We start from the raw sequence: 15791 nt of genomic DNA, 5'->3' as shown, positions 1-15791 counted from the left end.
CGGCGGAGTGCTCGGGGCGATCCCGAGCCACGCGGTGAGCGTCAGCTGCATCGGCGTTCACGACGAAAGAGGCGACGGCGTCTTCGACACCGAGGTCAGCATGTTCGGCAACGACTTCTCCAACATGACCGCGCTGTTCGAACTCGCCGGTGGCGGCTCGATGCGGATCAACGAGTTCCGGCGGGTGGGCTACCCGTCACCGATCCGCGAGAGCCGGTTCAGCTTCTTCGGCACCGAGGGCAGCTTCGAGCAACTGGCCACGACCTCGATCTGGCAGGACAAGAACGAGGCGAAAGACGTGTCCGAACTGATCGAGACCCGGCCGACCCTGAGCCTCGACGATCCGCTGCTCGCCGATGTCTCACCGTCGCTGCGCGCCGCGTTCACGTCGGGGCACGCTCCGGTGCACGATGAGGAGATCGTACGTCTGCCCGCCGAGTTCGAGGTGGCGCCGAACGGGCACGAGGGGAGCCATCAGCTCTTGGTCGACGATTTCGTCCGCGCCGTCGGGGCCGGCACCCTGCCGACGGTCAACGCGTGGGCCGCCGCCCGTTTCACGCTGCCCGGCCTGGTCGCGCAGGAATCGGCCCTTCGCGGCGGCGAGCGTCTCTCGATACCCGATCTCGGGGACGCTCCCGTCTCCGTCGGCAGTCCGTTGCGGTAGATAATCTAGGCGGATTGACGGCTCGCGGCCCGGGGAGGGAGACATGGCCGAGCTCGAAGGCGTCCCGGGCCGCAAGGTCACGCGCAAGGATGTGGCACGCCGCGCGGGCGTGAGCGACGCCGTTGTCAGCTACACGCTCAACGGGAAGGCGCCGGTGGCGCCGGCGACCGCCAAACGCGTCATGAAGGCGATAGCCGAGCTCGGCTACCAGCCCAACCACGCCGCGCGCGCCCTCAAGTCCGGCTCCGCCCGTACCATCGCCCTGGTCTTCCAGGAAGACGACGACGCTCCCGCCTACACGAACCCGTTCTTCACCGAGTTCGCCCACGCCGTCGAGAAAGCGGCGCGAGCACGGGGATACGCGCTCTACATGACGACCGACGCTCCCGGGCCGGGCAAGCTGCTTGAGCGGTTTCGCGAGCTCGCCGCCCGCCAGGTCGACGGAGTGCTCATCGTGCCGGGTTCGCGTTCGCTGGACGCATCCGGACTCGACCTGGTCGGCCTGCCGTGGGTGCGGCTGAACACGACGAGTCCGCTGCCCGGGGTCGACAGCGTGGGGGTCGACCTCTATCGGGGCGCGTTCGAAGCGACCGAGCACCTGATCGCTCACGGGCACCGGCGCGTCGGGTTCGTCGGAGGCGGAGCCGAGGAGCCGCGGCATCGTGGCTGGCGCGACGCCTGCGCCACACACGGCGTGCTCGCCTCGCCAGGCCTGTACGCGTCGTTCACCCGCGAAGGCGGCTACCGGGCCGGCCTCGAACTCGCCGCTGCCGACGACCGGCCCGGCGCGATCTTCGCCTCCTCCGACCTCATCGCGCTCGGCGTCCTCCGGGCTCTGCACGAGCAGGAGGTGCAGGTTCCGGAGGACATCGCCATTGTCTCCTTCGACGGATCATGGGAGACCGAATACTCCTGGCCCGCACTGAGCTCGGTACGACAGCCCATCGAGGCGATGGCCGAGGCATCCGTCGACCGGCTACTTGATCAACACAGTGCCGAGCGCCGGCACGAGACCTTCTTCGGGACCCTCATCCCGCGCGCCTCCTGCGGCCCGCATCCGGTGCGGAGCATGGGCGATCAACCCCCGGCACCGTACGGGGTGTAACGAAACCTAAGCAGAACCACGATAAGCAGGGCGATGCGGGCGAAGGCTCCACCCGGTTGCGCAGGCGAGGGGACGGGATGAACAGGATTCCGGAGGCTGCCGGCGTGATCAGCGTGCGTGTCGAGCTGCGACCGGACGTGGACGTGGACGTCGACCTGCACGACCGCCTCGCCCGGGGCCTCCGCGGGGAACTGAAGGAACTCGATGTCGAGTCGATCCAGGCAGTTCCCGGCAGCCCGGCACCAGAGGGGGCGAAGAGCGCGGACCCGGTCACCGTGGGCGCGCTCCTGGTGGCCCTCAGCGCCTCAGGCGGGGTATTCACCTCGCTGGTCGGAGTACTGCAGGACTGGCTCAACCGGCAGTCGGCCCGGCACCGGATCGTGGTCACCATCGCCGGCGACTCCATCGAACTCGACCGGGCCACGGGCGCCGAGCGGCGCGAGTTGATCGACGCCTTCATCCGGCGGCATTCGGGCGGATAGCGTATGGGTCGCAGGTTCGCGTTGTTGATCGCCACCTACGCGTATGACGATCCGGGACTGCGGCGGCTCATCGCTCCGGCCCACGACGCGGAGGCGCTCGCCGCTGTGCTCCGCGACCCGGAGATCTGCGGCTTCGAGGTCACCACGCTCGTCAACGAGCCGAACCACCGGGTCGGAGAGGCCATCGGCGACTTCTACCGGGATCGGCGAGGCGACGACCTGACCCTGCTCTACTTCACCGGTCACGGACTCAAGGACGACGACGGACGGCTCCACCTGGCGATGCGCAACACCCGCCGCGACAGCCTGATCTTCACCGCGATCTCCGGCGAGCAGATCGACTATGCGATGGAGAGGTGCGCGTCACGGCGGAAGGTCCTGATCCTCGACTGCTGCTACAGCGGGGCCTACCCGGCCGGGCGGCTGACCAAGGCCGGAGGCGAGGTCCATGCGCTGGACCACTTCCGCGGACGCGGCCGCACCGTCCTCACCGCCACCGACGCCACCCAGTACGCCTTCGAGGGCGACACGCTGCACGGGAACGCACCGCAATCGGTGTTCACGCGCCACCTGGTGGAGGGGCTGCGCACCGGCCGCGCCGACATGGACGGCGACGGCGACATCACCCTCGACGAACTGTACGGCTACGTCTACGACCGCGTCGTGGCCGAGATGCCGCAGCAGCGACCCAAGCGGCAGGACAACGTCGAAGGCCGCACCGTCATCGCGCGGAACGTCAACTGGTCGCTGCCCCCGCACATCGACCATGCCCTGAGCAGCCCGATCGCCAGAGACCGGCTCAACGCCATGGACACGCTCGACCACCTCCACCGGATCGGCAACGGGATGGTCCGGGCTCGCGTGCGCGGGGAACTCCTACGGCTGGTCGACGACGACAGCCGGATGGTTTCCGCAGCCGCAGCCGCCCGGTTGCGGGCCATCGGCCTTGAGCCCTCCGAGCCGGAAGCGAACCCCGAGTTCCAGATCTCGGCCGCGGCTCCGGTGGAAGTAGAGACATCCACCAATTCCGCAACGGCGCAGGACCTCACCGATCCGGCAGAGGTGAAGAAACCCCAGGGAACGCCACCGGTGGGGCCGCCCGAGTCGCCGCCGCATCGGGAGCACTCAAAGTCATCACCGGCGGATTCGCTGAGCGTGTCGGAAACAAAGCCGTCGCCCGATCGGCGGCGCCGTCTCGTGGACCGGCCGGACAAGCTGGTCGCATCGGGCCGGCCACGCCCCGTTCTGCGTGAGCCGGCAGGCATACCGGTAGACCGCAACCGGGCTGCTTCACCGGCGCCTCCACCGCCACTGGCTGACCATGCGATATTCGGGAAGACGACGATAAGCCGCGCGGCGCTCGGCCTGAACGTGGTGTTCGGCGTGGCCACGCTGATCGAGTTGATAACCGCTTCGAACACAAGCTACTCCCCCGCCTACAACGCGGCCGACACGATTCTCAAGGTGAGCCGGTCCCTCTGGCTGGTGGCACTCGCGGCCACCTTCGAGAGATTCACCCCGGGTAGGGGGGACACCAGGCGTGGGCAACGGGAACTGTTCCTGTTCGGTATCACGGGGCTGTTCATTGCGGGGCTCATCGGACTTCTTACGACGGGCAGCAATCTTTGGTGGACTTGGCATACCCTCGTGGGCGGCGTCCCTCTCCTTGCCCTTGCCGCGGCGGCCTGGCGGGCCTCGGTCCGGCCCGTCTGGGTGGTGGTGTCGGTGGCAATCCTGCCGCTGACCTGGTCAATCGGGGGGAACTTCGCGCTGCTGGGCCTGCCTGAACTGATCGTCTACGTCGGCCTGATCAGGGTCACCCCGACGCCCAAGGGCTGACCTCCGGTCGACGCGGGCCAGACCGGATGACGCGGCGCACGTTGCCTCTCGTCAGGCTGGCGGCGACAGCTCATAGCCCGAGCCATGGACAGGACCGTCCGCAACTTTACGGGCGGCGGTGCGGCACTGTGAGGGGTGAGTGCGCGGGGCGTGCCGCAGGCGGCGGCGTTCGGCGGCACGCTGGTGGACCTGATCGGGTTCCGCAGGGCCAGCGTCCTGTCGGACGTGGCGAGCGGGCTCATCGTGATCGCGATCCCGGCCCTGTTCCTGACGACCGGCCTGTCCTTCCCCGTGCTGCTGGCGCTGGTCTTCGTCCGCTGGCTGACGGCCACGCCCGGCGAGACCGCGCGCAAGGCGATGGTGCCCGACCTCGCCGAGCTGGGCCGGGTGAAGATCGAGCGGGCGACCGCCGCCTATGACGGCGTCAACCGGGGCGCCAGGATGGTCGGCGCGCCGCTGGCCGGGGTGCTGATCCTCTGGCTGGGCCCGACCGCGCTGCTGTTCGTGGACGGGGCGACTTTCCTGCTGTCGGCGCTCCTCATCCGCACCGGGGTCCCCCGGGTCACGCACGCGGGCGCGCCCCGCGAGTCCGGCGGCTACCTGCGCGATCTCGGCGACGGTCTGGCGTTCCTCTGGCGGGACCGGGTGCAGCTCACCGGCACCGCGATGATCGTGGTCACCAACATGCTGGACACGGGCGTGACGCAGGTGCTGCTCGCCCTGTACGCGCGCGACGTCGTCCACGACCCCCGCGCGTTCGGGCTGCTGGCGGGCGGTGTCGGGGCGGGCGCCGTGATCGGCACGATCGTGTACGGCGCCGTGGGCGGGCGGCTGCCCAGGGGGCTGACGTTCGGGTTGTGCTTCCTGGTCGCCGGGGTGCCGCGCATCCTGGTGCTGGCCCTCGGCGCGCCCTTCCCCGTTGCGCTGGGTGTCACCGTGTTGTCGGGGTTCGCCGCGGGGGCGATCAACCCGCTGCTCGGCGTGTTCCAGTTCGAGCGCATACCGACGCAGTTGCGTGCCCGGGTGCTCGGCACGATGACCGCCGCCGCCTACGCGGCGATGCCGCTCGGCGGCCTGCTGGCAGGCTCCCTCACCGAGCTGACAGGACTGACGGTGACGCTGTTCGCCTTCACCGCCGTCTATTTCGCCGCCTCGTTCCCGCCGTTCGTCAGCCGTGCCTGGCGCGGCCTCGACGAGCCGAGCCGGGCCGGGGCGCCGACGCAGGCCGGATAGTTCGTTGTTCGTGGCCGGCGAATCGCGCTGTCCCGAGACCCGCTGACGCAATGATCAGGTGATCGTCGAGACCATCTCGACATCGTCTTCCTGAGGCGACCGCACGATCGGGGTCACGCCAGGATCCGTAGGGGACGTTCGAGCAGCCCGGTGAGGGTGGCGAGGAATTGCGCGGCCAGGGCGCCGTCGATGATCCGATGGTCGGCGGTGATCGTGTATCGCATGCGGCGACGCACCACCACCATCGCATCCGCCACGGTGGGTTCGGGGGTCGCCGCCCCCACGGCGAGGATCGCCCCTTGTGGTGCGTTGATGACAGCGGTGAAGTGCTCGACTCCGTACATGCCGAGGTTGCTGATCGTGAAGGTCCCGTCGGCCATGTCGGCAGTGCTCAGTGTGCGGTTCATCGCCTTCTCGGCCAGGGCCCGGCTCCGGACTGCGATGGTGGTGACCGACGCCTGGTCGGCGTCGCGGATCACGGGCACCATGAGCCCCGCCGGGGAGGCGACGGCGATGCCGACGTTGATCCGCCCATGCAACAGCGTCTGGCCGCGACCTTCTGGGGAGTAGGAGGCGTTCACCCCTGGGGTGCTCCGCAAGGCGAGCGCGACCGCACGGACCAGGAGGTCGTTCACCGTCACGTGGCCGCCGGTGTCGGCGAGTGCGTCGTTCAGTTGTACTCGAAGGTCGAGCAGGTCCGTGACGTCGGCGGACGAGGTGACGCCGAAGGCCGGAACGGTGGTGGCGGTCTCGGTCAGCCTGGACGCGATGGTCCGTCGGATCGGGTCGAAGGGCGTCGCGGTCGATCCTCGGCCGTCGTGACCTGCCGTTTCCCTCGCCTGCGTCGAAGCGGCCGGTGCGAGGGACGTCCGGGATTCGGGAGCGAGATCTTCGGGCGCGGGTTCACCCTCGGCCGCGTACAGGTCGGCCCGGATGATTCTTCCTCCAGGCCCCGTTCCTGTGATCGTCGTGAGGTCGATGCCCCGCTCGCGGGCGACCTTGCGTACGAGCGGGGTGGCCCGCAGGCGTGCTGTCGCCGCAGATGGTGCGCCGGTGGGCGTGGACGCCGACTGCGATGGCCGATCGCCTGGCGTACCTGCCGGCGAGCGTTCGCCGGCCGCTTGTGCTGCCTCGCCGAAGGGATGGGCCTGCGCATGGGTGAGCGTCATCGTCTCTTCGCCGGTCCCGTTGTCGAGGCGGGCGATAGCCGTGCCGATGGTGGCGCTCTCGCCTTCGTGAACGAGGATCTCGGCCAGGGTGCCGGCTTCGTACGCCTCGTATTCCATGACGGCCTTGTCGGTTTCGATGTCGACAAGGACGTCGCCGACGGTGACCGGATCGCCGGGCTGCTTGTGCCAGGTGGAGATGGCGCCTTCGTCCATGGTGTCGGAAAGGCGCGGCATCAGGATGTCGATCATGAAAGGTCCTTGTCAGCGGCGCCGGGCGACGGCATCGAGGGTCTGGCGGATTGCGCTGATCACATCGTCCGCGGATGGCAGTGCCGCGGTCTCCAGCGGCTTGGCGTACGGGAGCGGCACTTCGGCCATCGCGACACGGCGGACGGGGGCGTCGAGCCAGTCGAAGGCGCCGTCAGAGATCGTGGCGGCGATCTCGGCGCCGATGCCGTAGGTGAGCCAGTCGTCTTCGAGCACGACGGCGCAGTTCGTCTTCCGTACCGAGGAGACGATCGTCTCCCGGTCCAGCGGACGCAGGCTGCGCAGGTCGACGACCTCGACATCGATCCCATCGGATTCGGCGAGCTGCGCGGCGACCTGGAGCGCGACCGCGGCCATCCGGGAGTACGCGACGACGGTGATGTCGGCGCCCTGCCGGGTGATCGCCGCCCTGCCGATCTCCGCGGGATCGTCCGCGTCGGGGACCTCGCCCTTGGTGTTGTAAAGGGCGAGGTTCTCGAGGACGAGGACGGGGTCGTCGTCACGGATCGCGGCGATCATGAGTGCTTTGGCGTCGGCGGGACTGGAAGGGGCCACGACCTTCATGCCGGGGACGAAGGCGTAGTAGAGCTCGATGTTCTGTGAATGGGTGGCGCCGAGCTGCTGCCCGCCGCCACCGGGAGTGCGGATGACCATGGGAACCCGGGACTGACCGCCGAACATGCCGTAGATCTTGGCCGCGTGATTGACGATCTGGTCCAGGGCCAGGAGTGAGAAGTTGATCGTCATGATCTCCACTACCGGCCGCAGGCCCAGCATCGCGGCACCGATCGCGGCGCCGGTGAAGCCTTCCTCGGCGATCGGCGTGTCTCGTACCCGCTTGGGTCCGAATTCGGCGAGCATCCCAGCGGTGATCTTGTACGAGCCTTCGAACAGGCCGATCTCCTCGCCGATCAAGAACACGTTCTCGTCCCGGAGCATCTCCGAACGCAGAGCGTCGTGGAGCGCCTGCCGGTAGGTGATCACGCTCACGGGTCAGGCTCCGATCTGCCGGCCGGCCGGGCGCGGGGCGGCGGGGAAGAGGGCATGGCCGGGCAGCCGGCGGGAGTCGTTCGGCACAGGGGTGGCGTAGGTGTAGTCGAACAGGGTCGAGACCTCCGGGTGCGGGCTGGCGTCGGCGAACGCTGCCGCGGCCGTCACGGCAGCGTTGGCTTCGGCGTCGATCCGGTCGATCAGCTCATCCGTCAGGAGTCCTCGGTCAAGGAGCCGTACGGCGTAGGCCGCGATGGGGTCGGCCGCCTGCAACGCCTCGGCCTCCTCCTTGCTGCGGTATTTCGCCGGGTCGACCACCGAGTGTCCTTTGAGCCGCCCGGAAATGGTCTCCAGCAGGTACGGCCTGCCTGCTCTCGCGCTGGCCAGCCCGGTCTGGGCCGCGGTGTACACGGCAGTGGGGTCGTTGCCGTCCACCCGGGCGGAGGGCATCCGGTAGGAGGAGGCACGCAGGTGCAGTTCGGGTTCGGCCGAGGACTGCTCGACGCTGGTGCCCATACCGAGACCATTGTTGATCACCACGTACAGGATCGGCAGATTCCACAGGGCGGCGATGTTGAGCGACTCGTGGAAGGCGCCGATGTTCGTGGCGCCATCGCCCATCAGGCACACCACCACCTCGGATCCGCCACGGTAGTCGATCGCCAGCGCGGCGCCGGTGGCGAGCGGTATCTGGCCGCCGACGATGCCGTACCCGCCCATGAACCGGGATGAGATGTCGAACATGTGCATCGACCCGCCCCAGCCCCGCGATACCCCGTCAGCGCGGCCGTACAGCTCGGCCATCACCCGCTCGGGGCCGACGCCGCGCGCTATCGCGTACCCGTGCTCGCGGTAGTTCGTGAACACGTAGTCCTGGTCGTCCAGCGCGGCCATCAGCCCCGCGACGGTGGCTTCCTCGCCGAGATTGAGGTGACAGTAGCCGCCGACCTTGGCCTCGGTGTACGCGCGGGCGGCCCGCTCCTCGAACCGGCGGATCAGCACCATCTGCCGGTAGAACGCCAGCAGCTGCTCGTCGCCGACCACCGGTTGCGCCGGGTCGGCCGAGACCTTGCGCCTGGGCATCGCCGCGGACCTGCTCGTCCGTGTCGCCGATTCGGCGGTTGGGGGCATCTGGAGTCTCCTCTCACCGGGCACACCGCCGACCGGCTGTGGTGCACCCCTGCTCGGCCGACACTTGGACCTCGACGTATCGAGCCGCTTAATGAAACGTAATCCGTTTCATTATAGGATAGCCGTATCGGTACACCGTCAGTCAGGGGGACGTTGGTGAGGAGCAGTCAGCCGGAGGTGCCGCAGCGAAAGCGCGGTCGACCGACCGCGCAGGAGCGTGCCCAGCGGCGTGACGAGATCCTCGATGCCGCCGTGCGGCTGTTCGTCTCCGAGGGCTTCCACTCGGTATCCCTGGACGATGTGGCGGCCAGGGCCCGCGTGACCAAGCGCACGATCTACGCCTACTTCGGCAGCAAGACCGAGATCTTCCTGGCCGCGGTCGAACGCCTTCGCCAACGCACGCTCGGCCTGGCCGGAAGCGAAGAAGACGCTTTGGCCGACCTTGCGGCCAGGATCGTTCTCGCGCTGCATTCCGATGAGGCCATCGGGTTGCACCGGCTGATGATCATCGAGGCTTACACGTTTACCGACCTGGCCCAACGCTTCTACCAGGACGGCCCCGAGTCCTACATCCAGGCACTCAACGAGCGCCTTCCGCAACCAGATCTCGACCGTGCGCGTGCGTTGTTCACCCTGCTGCTCGGGGAACCGCACCGTCAGCGGCTGCTCGCGTTGCGGCCACCCCCCTCACCGGCGGGGGCACGGGCCCACGCGCTCGAAGCGTTGCGCCAACTGGGGCTCGATGGCGGCGTGGCATCGAGTTGAGTAGCGGCCCACTGACGTTCAGACGTGACACAACCGCGTGAGTTCAGGCCTCGGGCCAGCTGAAGCGGGTGACCAGACCGGCGTCGACGAGTTCCTTCTCCCGGGCGTTGCACACGAAGATCCGCGTTGACGTGGGAAGCCGACCCAGCGAGTGCGGGTGGCGCCGCCGACCCCCGATGACATGCGAAGTGTTCTTCGAACTCCTGCCATCCCTCAGCGGTATTCGTCCCCAGGGCGCAAGGTACGGCGGTCGGCCAGGAACCCGGCGTGGTGGCGGACGACGTCCTCGTCGAAGATGGCGACGTCCCAGCAGGGCGGCGCCGATATGGATGGGCAGGCCGCTGTTGACGAGCTCGGTGGCGAAGATCCTGTGCGGTTGTGTTCGTGTGGCGTTCGAGCAGGCGGCTTTCCGGCGGGGGTTCGCGCTGGAGGTCGTCGCTCGTGTTGCGTTCCCAAGTAGGTCATGTGACGCAGATCACTGGCTTGGGGTGCTCGTAGAGCAGATTGTCGGTGGCGTCTGCGATCGTGTCCTGCGTGGGCGAGCTGGTCGAGCGGGTGGATGAACGGGACCGCGTGCTGGGGGTCGTGGACCGGGCAGAGGCGGAGCGCCGGCGATGGATGCATCGGATCGCGACGACGATCTGTCGCGATCCGATGCGGCGGATCCTCGTGCTGCGCCGAGCGGAGCAGCACACTCGCTTTCCCGGCCACTATGACGTGATGGTCGGCGGTGCCGTGGACGTGGGCGAGTCGTATGAGGACGCGGCGGCCCGCGAGCTGTCCGAGGAGCTGGGTGCCGGCGTCCCGGTGCGTTTCATGTTCAAGTTTCTGTGCCGGGATGGGGTCAGCCCTGTCTGGTTCGGGGTGCATGAGGCCGTGATCACCGAGCCACTGGTTCCAGATCCGTCCGAGATCGCTTGGCATGCCTGGCTCTCAGAGCTCGAACTGCGGGAGGTCGTTGATCGATGGCCTTTCGTTCCCGGTGGGCGCGAGGCGTTGCGCCGATATTTGGTATCCGGGAACGAGGGCCGGCCCTCGGCTGGCTGATCGGCGGCATCATGAGTGGGTGGCTCAGCTGCATGGCCCGATTCCCGTAGTCTGGGCTGGCAGCCGACGTACTCGGGTGTCGCGGTCGCGCTGGTTGAGGCCGCCGGGGATGGCTCTGCGATGGACTCGTTGATCGGCCAGGTCGATAGAGGTTGGCGGTCCAGTTTCGGCTTGCGACGGGGATAACTGCCCGATACTGCGGTGCGGCCGGGCTGTGTTGTAGTGCTCCAGGTAGCGGATGAGCGTTCGGCGTAGATGGTCCTCATTCAGGATGAGCATGCTCTTCCAGGAGTTCGCGGCGCAGGGTGCCGATGATCCGTTCGCAGCGCGCGTTCATCTTCGGGGCCTGCGCTGGACTCTCCATGACTCGCGGGCCGGCGTCGGCGAAGACCACGTCGAAGGCATCGGTGGACTGGCCGCCGCGGTCGCGGATCAGGAACTTCAGCCTCGTCGTGTCGGTGTTCATCAAGAAGTTACGAGCGGCCTGGGCGCTCCACGGGCCAGCGGGGTTCGCGGTGATGCCGAGCACCTTGGCGGTGATGCGCTCGACATCGCCGCGCTCAGCCTCCGGGAGCGGGGCGCCGGAGGATTCCCGTGCCCGGGTGCCGTGCCCAGGAGGCGAGCGGCCTGGACGGGTTGACGTTCCGAGACGGCATGATCGCAGACCTGACCGGTTTCGTGCCCGACCTGTTCGAGGCGTTCGGGTTGCCCACCAAGCTCTGACGGACGGTGCCGCGGGGGCCGCCGCTGAGGGCGGTGACCCAGGCACGATGACATAGGGCGTGATGACGCGGGGCGCGAGGGACCTTAGGGCGCTTGCCGTCCTATCTGGTTCGGTCAGGTTGGGGAAGAGGCGGACGTGGTCAAAGTATTGAAGCTTGAGTGACTCGGGAGGCCGGGAGTTGGGCTTCGCCTATCGGGGCGTGCCGACCTCACCAGGACATCAGGATCGGCCGGACTCCGCGAGCAGATGTACGACACCGGCCGGGTTCTTGATCCAGTGGGTTCTGGAATCGAGGTTCTCCAGGGGCTCCACCTCGTCACACGGGTGGATGCCGATGTCGGCCAGTTCCCTCGTCGCTGCGTCCAGGTCGTCGGTGTGGAGTTGCAGCCACAGGTCGGGCTGGCTGTAGTTGTCGACGCAGTCGAGCCACAGCGTATTGGGGCCGAACCGCACCGAATGAGTTCTTGAGACGGTCGGAGCGTAGGAGACGTCGTCCCCTTTGACGTCGAAGCCCAGGGTGTCGCGGTAGAAGGCCACGGTGGCCTCGTACTGCGCCTTGGGGATCTTCATGGCGATGTTCAGGCCGGCGGTGAATTCAGGCTTATTCATTGTTGCGTGACTCCTTCGTGTCGGTGGCGTCCAGTGCGCGTTCCAGCGCGGCCAGCCGGTCATCCCACCTGTTGGCGAGCCTGGCCAGCCACACCTGGGCTGTGTGAATGGCGGCTGGTTCCAGCCGGTAGGGGTGGCGGCGGCCGGCCGGTTCGCCGGAGCTGATCAGGCCCGCTTCGGCGAGCTGGCCGAGGTGCTTGGCGATCGCCTGGCGGCTGACCGGCAAGCGCCGCGCCAGATCGGTGACGGTTGCGGGACCCGCCCGGGCGAGCTCCTCCAGCAGCGCCCGCCGCGTCGGATCGGTGAGTGCCGCGAACACCGCGACGGCCTGCCGTTCTGCATCAGGCGGCCGCATCGAGGTAGGTCTCCAGGTCGACGAGCTCCGTGTCCCATCCCTGGCTGTGCCTTGCGAGCGGATCGGGCCGCATCGTCGGCGGCCTGGGCGAAGCCGCTCTCCACAAGGCGTAGCCGAGTGCCGTCCGGTACCGGCTCCAGGGTGAAGTCCACGAGCGTCTGGGGTGTGCCGTGCCCCGGCGGGCCCTCGATATCCCACCTGAAGGCGAAACGGTGTGGTCGGTCGACTACGACGATCGTGGCGACGGATTCCTGGTCGAGGTCGTCCCAGCGGAAGAACGCCCGCCCGCCGGGCCGCAGATCTATCTCCGCTGCCGAGCCGAACCACCGTGAGAGCCCTTCCGCGGTGGTCAGCGCGGCCCACACCCGCTCGATGGGGTGTCGCAGTACCACCACACGTTCGATCGCGTCCGAAACCATACCCACCCTCCTTCGCAACCTGCAGGTTGCTATTTAATGGCAACCTGCAGATTGCGATCGTTGCCCGCAAGCCGCCTCCGTCCCGAGGGGCAGTTCAACGCCGAGGCTGTGCTCGACGCCGAGATGCGCGGAGCGTTTGGGGGCCGCGCGAAGCGCATTCCTACGACAGGCGCTGTCGGCCGATCAGCACGGCGACCCCGTCCAGCAGGAGCTGCAGGCCGCTCTCGAAGAACCCGGTCAGGTCGAAGGTCGCGGGCGCCACGTGCGCGGGGAGGGCGCCGGAGGGCAGGCCGGCACGGAACCTCGGCAGGTGGGCCGAATACCACTCCCCGGTGGACAGGCCCGTATGCCGCTCCGATTCGGCCTGCGGTTCCAGGTTCGTGGCCGTCCCCCGGACGTAGTTGGACACCGCCCACCACACGAGCCTGCCGGCATCCGGCTCGATCCCCAGCTCACGCACGACGCCCATCCCCCAGTCCCCGTATCTGAGCATGTTGGGCATGGGCTGCGGGTGGGTGAGCGAGACGAGCCGGGGCAGCCAGGGATGCCGCAGGTAGAGTCGCCACTGCAGGCGGGCCGCGAGTTCCAGCCGCGCCCGCCAGCCCGCCGGGGGCGTCGCCGGAAGCTCCAGCTCGCCGAACGCGGTGTCGGCCATGAGCGCGGCCAGCTCCTCCTTGCCGCGCACGTGCCCGTACAGCGACATGGTGGGGATGCCGAGCGCGGTCGCGACGCTGCGGATGGACACCGCGTCGAACCCCTGGGCGTCCGCGATGGCGATCGCCGTACGGACCATCCGCTCCCGCTTGCCGTCGTGGACGGTCGCGGCGGCGGGCTGTCGCCTTTCCTTCCGTTGCGGGGCGCTCGGCACGCGAGGGGGCGGGAACGAGCCGGGCGCGGGCTCCGCCACGACGGTGCCGACGCGGGAAATGGCCACCACCACTCCCTCCTGCCGCAGCGTGTTCAGCGCCTTGGCGGCGGTCGCGGGGGCCACCCCCCACTGCTCGGCGACCTGTCTGGTGGAGGGAACGCGGTCGCCGGCACGCAGCTCGCCGGCCTCGATGCGCCGCTTGATCTCACTGACGATCCGCAGGTACGGCGGCGCAGCGCCGGGCCGGTCCATGATCGATCGTCTCCTCACGCCGGAAGCGGCTGCTGTCCTAGTACAGAAGGTACGGCCATCCCCCGCCGTCACCTGCCTGGTGGAGGCGGTGAGAGTGACAAATCGTGTCCTAGTACAGGATCGATTGCCGCCCACTCAACCGCTGATCACCACCTATACGCAGGGTACCGTTCCGGTCGTACGCCGTACCAGCAGGAGGAAAGAATCATGCAGAACGCCGCCGAAGACCGGCGCAACCGCTACTTCGAAGGCCACTTCGCCCCTGTCAAGGAGGAGGTCACCGTCTACGACCTGCCCGTGACCGGCCGCCTGCCCGCAGACCTGGAGGGCCGCTACCTCCGGATGGGGCCCAACCCGCTGGGCGTGGAAGATCCCGCCACCCACTTCTACGCCTTCGGCGCCGGCATGGTGCACGGCGTCCGCATCCGGGACGGCCGCGCCGAGTGGTACCGCAACCGCTGGGTCCGCTCGACAGAGGTCGCCGACGCCCTGGACAGGCTGCAGCGCGGGGAGGAGCCGCCCGCGTTCCTGCCTCCGTCCCCGAACGTCCACGTGATCGGCCACGCCGGCCGCACGCTCGCCCTCGTCGAGGCCGGCGGGCTCCCTCACGAGCTCGGCTACGAGCTGGACACGATCGGAGCGTGCCCGATGGCCGCCACACCCGAGGGCTCCAGCGCCAACGCGCACTCCAAGGTGGACCCGCGCACCGGCGACCTGCACTCCCTGGCCTATGCGATCGGACGGCCGTTCGCGCAGTACATCGTCACCGACCCCGCCGGCACGGTCACCCGTGTGACGGACATCCCGCTGTCCGGTGAGACCCCATTCCTGCACGACTTCGCGCTGTCGGAGAACTACGTCATCGTGTTCGACATCCCGCTGACGTTCAGCATGACAGCGATGCTGTTCAGATGGGATCCCGGGCACCAGGCGCGCGTCGGCGTGCTGCCCAGGACGGGCGGTGACATCCGCTGGCTGCCGGTCGAGTCCTTCTATGTCAGCCACATACTCAACGCCTACGACGACGGCTCCACGATCACGGTCGACCTGATCAGGTCCGAAGGGCCGGTCGACGTCGCCGATCCGGGCGCGATCTCGCCCACGCTCGACCGCTGGACCATCGATCCGGCGAGCGGCAGGGTGGACCAGCGCCGCATCGACGACCGGGCTCAGGACTTCCCCCGCGTGAACGACGCGTTCGCCTCGCGCCCGCACCGCTACGGCTACTCCGCGGTGAGTCCGATGTACGGCGTGCCGTTCACACCCGACGGCCCGCACCCCGACGAGGCGTTCACCAACGCACTCGTCAAGCACGACCTGCGGCGTGGCACGACGGAGGTGCACGGTTTCGCACGCGACGCCGCCGTCGGGGAAGCGGCGTTCGTCGCCAACCCGTCCGGCGGCGAGGAGGACGACGGCTACCTGATGGCCTACCTCGCCGATCCCGAGCGGGGCGCCTCCGACCTGGTGATCCTTTCGGCTCAGGACTTCACGGGACCGCCCGTGGCCCGCATCCACCTGCCCGTGCGCGTCCCGCTGGGCTTCCACGGAAACTGGATCCCCGACGCCTGAAGCCGAGCAACGAACGCCTCGGCGAGCTCACGCTGAGCTGGAGCACACGAACCATAACGGCAAGCCCAAGTCCGCCCGCGGAGGAGCGTCGTGGGCCGCCCGCCGCCGAGCGGCACGAGGTGGAGGAGGCGGGCGAGGTGCTGCGCCGGTCACGGGCCACCGGCCGCTCACGGCCGACGAAGTGTTCCGGGGTTCGGCCGGGCACCTAAGAGCTGTTTCTTAGATCTGCCGACTGATCGTGGTGATGTTGTCACGATAAGTGCATGGGACGTGGTGACTTAACGAACGCCGAGTGGGAGC

General features: G+C 68.5%; 17 protein-coding genes and 1 pseudogene. 9 read left to right on the top strand and 9 right to left on the bottom strand.

Features of this window, described 5'->3' with window-relative positions:
* The 5 genes from ABZS69_RS66245 to ABZS69_RS66225 form a co-directional block, all read left to right on the top strand.
* On the top strand, positions 1 to 664 hold a 664-nt coding region (locus ABZS69_RS66245), incomplete at its 5' end, for a hypothetical protein (protein ID WP_355395235.1).
* 43 nt (positions 665 to 707) lie between these two features.
* A complete protein-coding gene (locus tag ABZS69_RS66240; RefSeq protein ID WP_355395232.1) occupies positions 708 to 1769 on the top strand; it encodes a LacI family DNA-binding transcriptional regulator in 1062 nt (353 codons plus the stop codon).
* Positions 1770 to 1846: 77 nt separating this feature from the next.
* Positions 1847 to 2251, top strand: coding sequence for a hypothetical protein (locus tag ABZS69_RS66235; protein ID WP_355395230.1), 405 nt, complete (start codon positions 1847 to 1849; stop codon positions 2249 to 2251).
* A 3-nt stretch (positions 2252 to 2254) separates the two neighbouring features.
* The gene (locus ABZS69_RS66230; RefSeq protein WP_355395227.1) at positions 2255 to 4090 is read left to right on the top strand and encodes a caspase family protein; all 1836 of its coding nucleotides are present in this window, start codon (positions 2255 to 2257) and stop codon (positions 4088 to 4090) included.
* A 135-nt stretch (positions 4091 to 4225) separates the two neighbouring features.
* The gene (locus ABZS69_RS66225) at positions 4226 to 5323 is read left to right on the top strand and encodes an MFS transporter (RefSeq protein ID WP_355395225.1); all 1098 of its coding nucleotides are present in this window, start codon (positions 4226 to 4228) and stop codon (positions 5321 to 5323) included.
* A gap of 113 nt (positions 5324 to 5436) precedes the next feature.
* On the opposite strand, the gene ABZS69_RS66220 is transcribed toward ABZS69_RS66225, so the two are convergent.
* The 3 genes from ABZS69_RS66220 to pdhA are packed head-to-tail and all read right to left on the bottom strand — an operon-like array spanning position 5437 to position 8880.
* Positions 5437 to 6741: a dihydrolipoamide acetyltransferase family protein gene (locus ABZS69_RS66220; protein WP_355395222.1), complete on the bottom strand. Its 1305-nt coding sequence runs from the start codon at positions 6739 to 6741 to the stop codon at positions 5437 to 5439.
* Positions 6742 to 6753: 12 nt separating this feature from the next.
* The gene (locus ABZS69_RS66215; RefSeq protein ID WP_355395219.1) at positions 6754 to 7749 is read right to left on the bottom strand and encodes an alpha-ketoacid dehydrogenase subunit beta; all 996 of its coding nucleotides are present in this window, start codon (positions 7747 to 7749) and stop codon (positions 6754 to 6756) included.
* 3 nt (positions 7750 to 7752) lie between these two features.
* Positions 7753 to 8880 (bottom strand): pyruvate dehydrogenase (acetyl-transferring) E1 component subunit alpha, encoded by a 1128-nt coding sequence (gene pdhA / locus ABZS69_RS66210; protein ID WP_355395216.1) that lies wholly within the window; start codon positions 8878 to 8880, stop codon positions 7753 to 7755.
* A gap of 177 nt (positions 8881 to 9057) precedes the next feature.
* Here pdhA and ABZS69_RS66205 point away from each other — a divergent pair, with 177 nt between their 5' ends.
* Together ABZS69_RS66205 and ABZS69_RS66200 are read left to right on the top strand one after the other, a co-directional pair.
* Complete coding sequence (locus ABZS69_RS66205; RefSeq protein WP_355395213.1) at positions 9058 to 9645, top strand: TetR/AcrR family transcriptional regulator; 588 nt, start codon at positions 9058 to 9060, stop codon at positions 9643 to 9645.
* Between the two features lie 534 nt (positions 9646 to 10179).
* Positions 10180 to 10692: an NUDIX domain-containing protein gene (locus ABZS69_RS66200; protein ID WP_355395210.1), complete on the top strand. Its 513-nt coding sequence runs from the start codon at positions 10180 to 10182 to the stop codon at positions 10690 to 10692.
* Positions 10693 to 10716: 24 nt separating this feature from the next.
* On the opposite strand, the gene ABZS69_RS66195 is transcribed toward ABZS69_RS66200, so the two are convergent.
* Together ABZS69_RS66195 and ABZS69_RS66190 are read right to left on the bottom strand one after the other, a co-directional pair.
* On the bottom strand, positions 10717 to 10971 hold the full coding sequence (locus ABZS69_RS66195; RefSeq protein WP_355395207.1) for an integrase core domain-containing protein: 255 nt from the start codon (positions 10969 to 10971) through the stop codon (positions 10717 to 10719).
* On the bottom strand, positions 10955 to 11221 hold the full coding sequence (locus tag ABZS69_RS66190; protein ID WP_355395204.1) for a hypothetical protein: 267 nt from the start codon (positions 11219 to 11221) through the stop codon (positions 10955 to 10957). Before ABZS69_RS66190 ends, ABZS69_RS66195 begins: the two co-directional genes overlap by 17 nt.
* Before the next feature lie 65 nt (positions 11222 to 11286).
* On the opposite strand from ABZS69_RS66190, the gene ABZS69_RS66185 reads away from it, so the two are divergent.
* Entirely contained in the window at positions 11287 to 11415 is a 129-nt protein-coding gene (locus ABZS69_RS66185; RefSeq protein ID WP_355395201.1) for a hypothetical protein, read from the top strand.
* Between the two features lie 220 nt (positions 11416 to 11635).
* On the opposite strand, the gene ABZS69_RS66180 is transcribed toward ABZS69_RS66185, so the two are convergent.
* From ABZS69_RS66180 to ABZS69_RS66165, 4 genes and pseudogenes are all read right to left on the bottom strand, one after another.
* Positions 11636 to 12025, bottom strand: coding sequence for a VOC family protein (locus ABZS69_RS66180; RefSeq protein WP_355395199.1), 390 nt, complete (start codon positions 12023 to 12025; stop codon positions 11636 to 11638).
* Positions 12018 to 12380: a metalloregulator ArsR/SmtB family transcription factor gene (locus ABZS69_RS66175; RefSeq protein WP_355395196.1), complete on the bottom strand. Its 363-nt coding sequence runs from the start codon at positions 12378 to 12380 to the stop codon at positions 12018 to 12020. The genes ABZS69_RS66180 and ABZS69_RS66175 overlap by 8 nt, the downstream gene beginning before the upstream one ends.
* Positions 12381 to 12457: 77 nt before the next feature.
* Positions 12458 to 12799, bottom strand: a pseudogene (locus ABZS69_RS66170) (SRPBCC domain-containing protein); the annotation flags it as partial.
* Between the two features lie 160 nt (positions 12800 to 12959).
* Positions 12960 to 13919: a GntR family transcriptional regulator gene (locus ABZS69_RS66165; RefSeq protein ID WP_355395193.1), complete on the bottom strand. Its 960-nt coding sequence runs from the start codon at positions 13917 to 13919 to the stop codon at positions 12960 to 12962.
* Between the two features lie 207 nt (positions 13920 to 14126).
* Between ABZS69_RS66165 and ABZS69_RS66160 the strand changes: the two genes are divergently transcribed.
* A complete protein-coding gene (locus tag ABZS69_RS66160) occupies positions 14127 to 15491 on the top strand; it encodes a carotenoid oxygenase family protein (RefSeq protein ID WP_355395190.1) in 1365 nt (454 codons plus the stop codon).
* Positions 15492 to 15791 lie beyond the last annotated feature (300 nt).

This window comes from Nonomuraea sp. NPDC005650, from assembly GCF_040605375.1.
GTDB lineage: Bacteria > Actinomycetota > Actinomycetes > Streptosporangiales > Streptosporangiaceae > Nonomuraea.
The sequence above is the reverse complement of the archived record's forward strand: the minus strand, read 5'-3'. Positions and strand labels throughout refer to the sequence as shown.

Coding starts and splice junctions, on each gene's coding strand:
- ABZS69_RS66240 (WP_355395232.1), top strand. CDS start 708: ATGGCCGAGCTCGAAGGCGTCCCGGGCCGCAAGGTCACGCGCAAGGAT.
- ABZS69_RS66235 (WP_355395230.1), top strand. CDS start 1,847: ATGAACAGGATTCCGGAGGCTGCCGGCGTGATCAGCGTGCGTGTCGAG.
- ABZS69_RS66230 (WP_355395227.1), top strand. CDS start 2,255: ATGGGTCGCAGGTTCGCGTTGTTGATCGCCACCTACGCGTATGACGAT.
- ABZS69_RS66220 (WP_355395222.1), bottom strand. CDS start 6,741: ATGATCGACATCCTGATGCCGCGCCTTTCCGACACCATGGACGAAGGC.
- pdhA (WP_355395216.1), bottom strand. CDS start 8,880: ATGCCCCCAACCGCCGAATCGGCGACACGGACGAGCAGGTCCGCGGCG.
- ABZS69_RS66195 (WP_355395207.1), bottom strand. CDS start 10,971: ATGCTCATCCTGAATGAGGACCATCTACGCCGAACGCTCATCCGCTAC.
- ABZS69_RS66180 (WP_355395199.1), bottom strand. CDS start 12,025: ATGAATAAGCCTGAATTCACCGCCGGCCTGAACATCGCCATGAAGATC.
- ABZS69_RS66175 (WP_355395196.1), bottom strand. CDS start 12,380: ATGCGGCCGCCTGATGCAGAACGGCAGGCCGTCGCGGTGTTCGCGGCA.
- ABZS69_RS66165 (WP_355395193.1), bottom strand. CDS start 13,919: ATGGACCGGCCCGGCGCTGCGCCGCCGTACCTGCGGATCGTCAGTGAG.
- ABZS69_RS66160 (WP_355395190.1), top strand. CDS start 14,127: ATGCAGAACGCCGCCGAAGACCGGCGCAACCGCTACTTCGAAGGCCAC.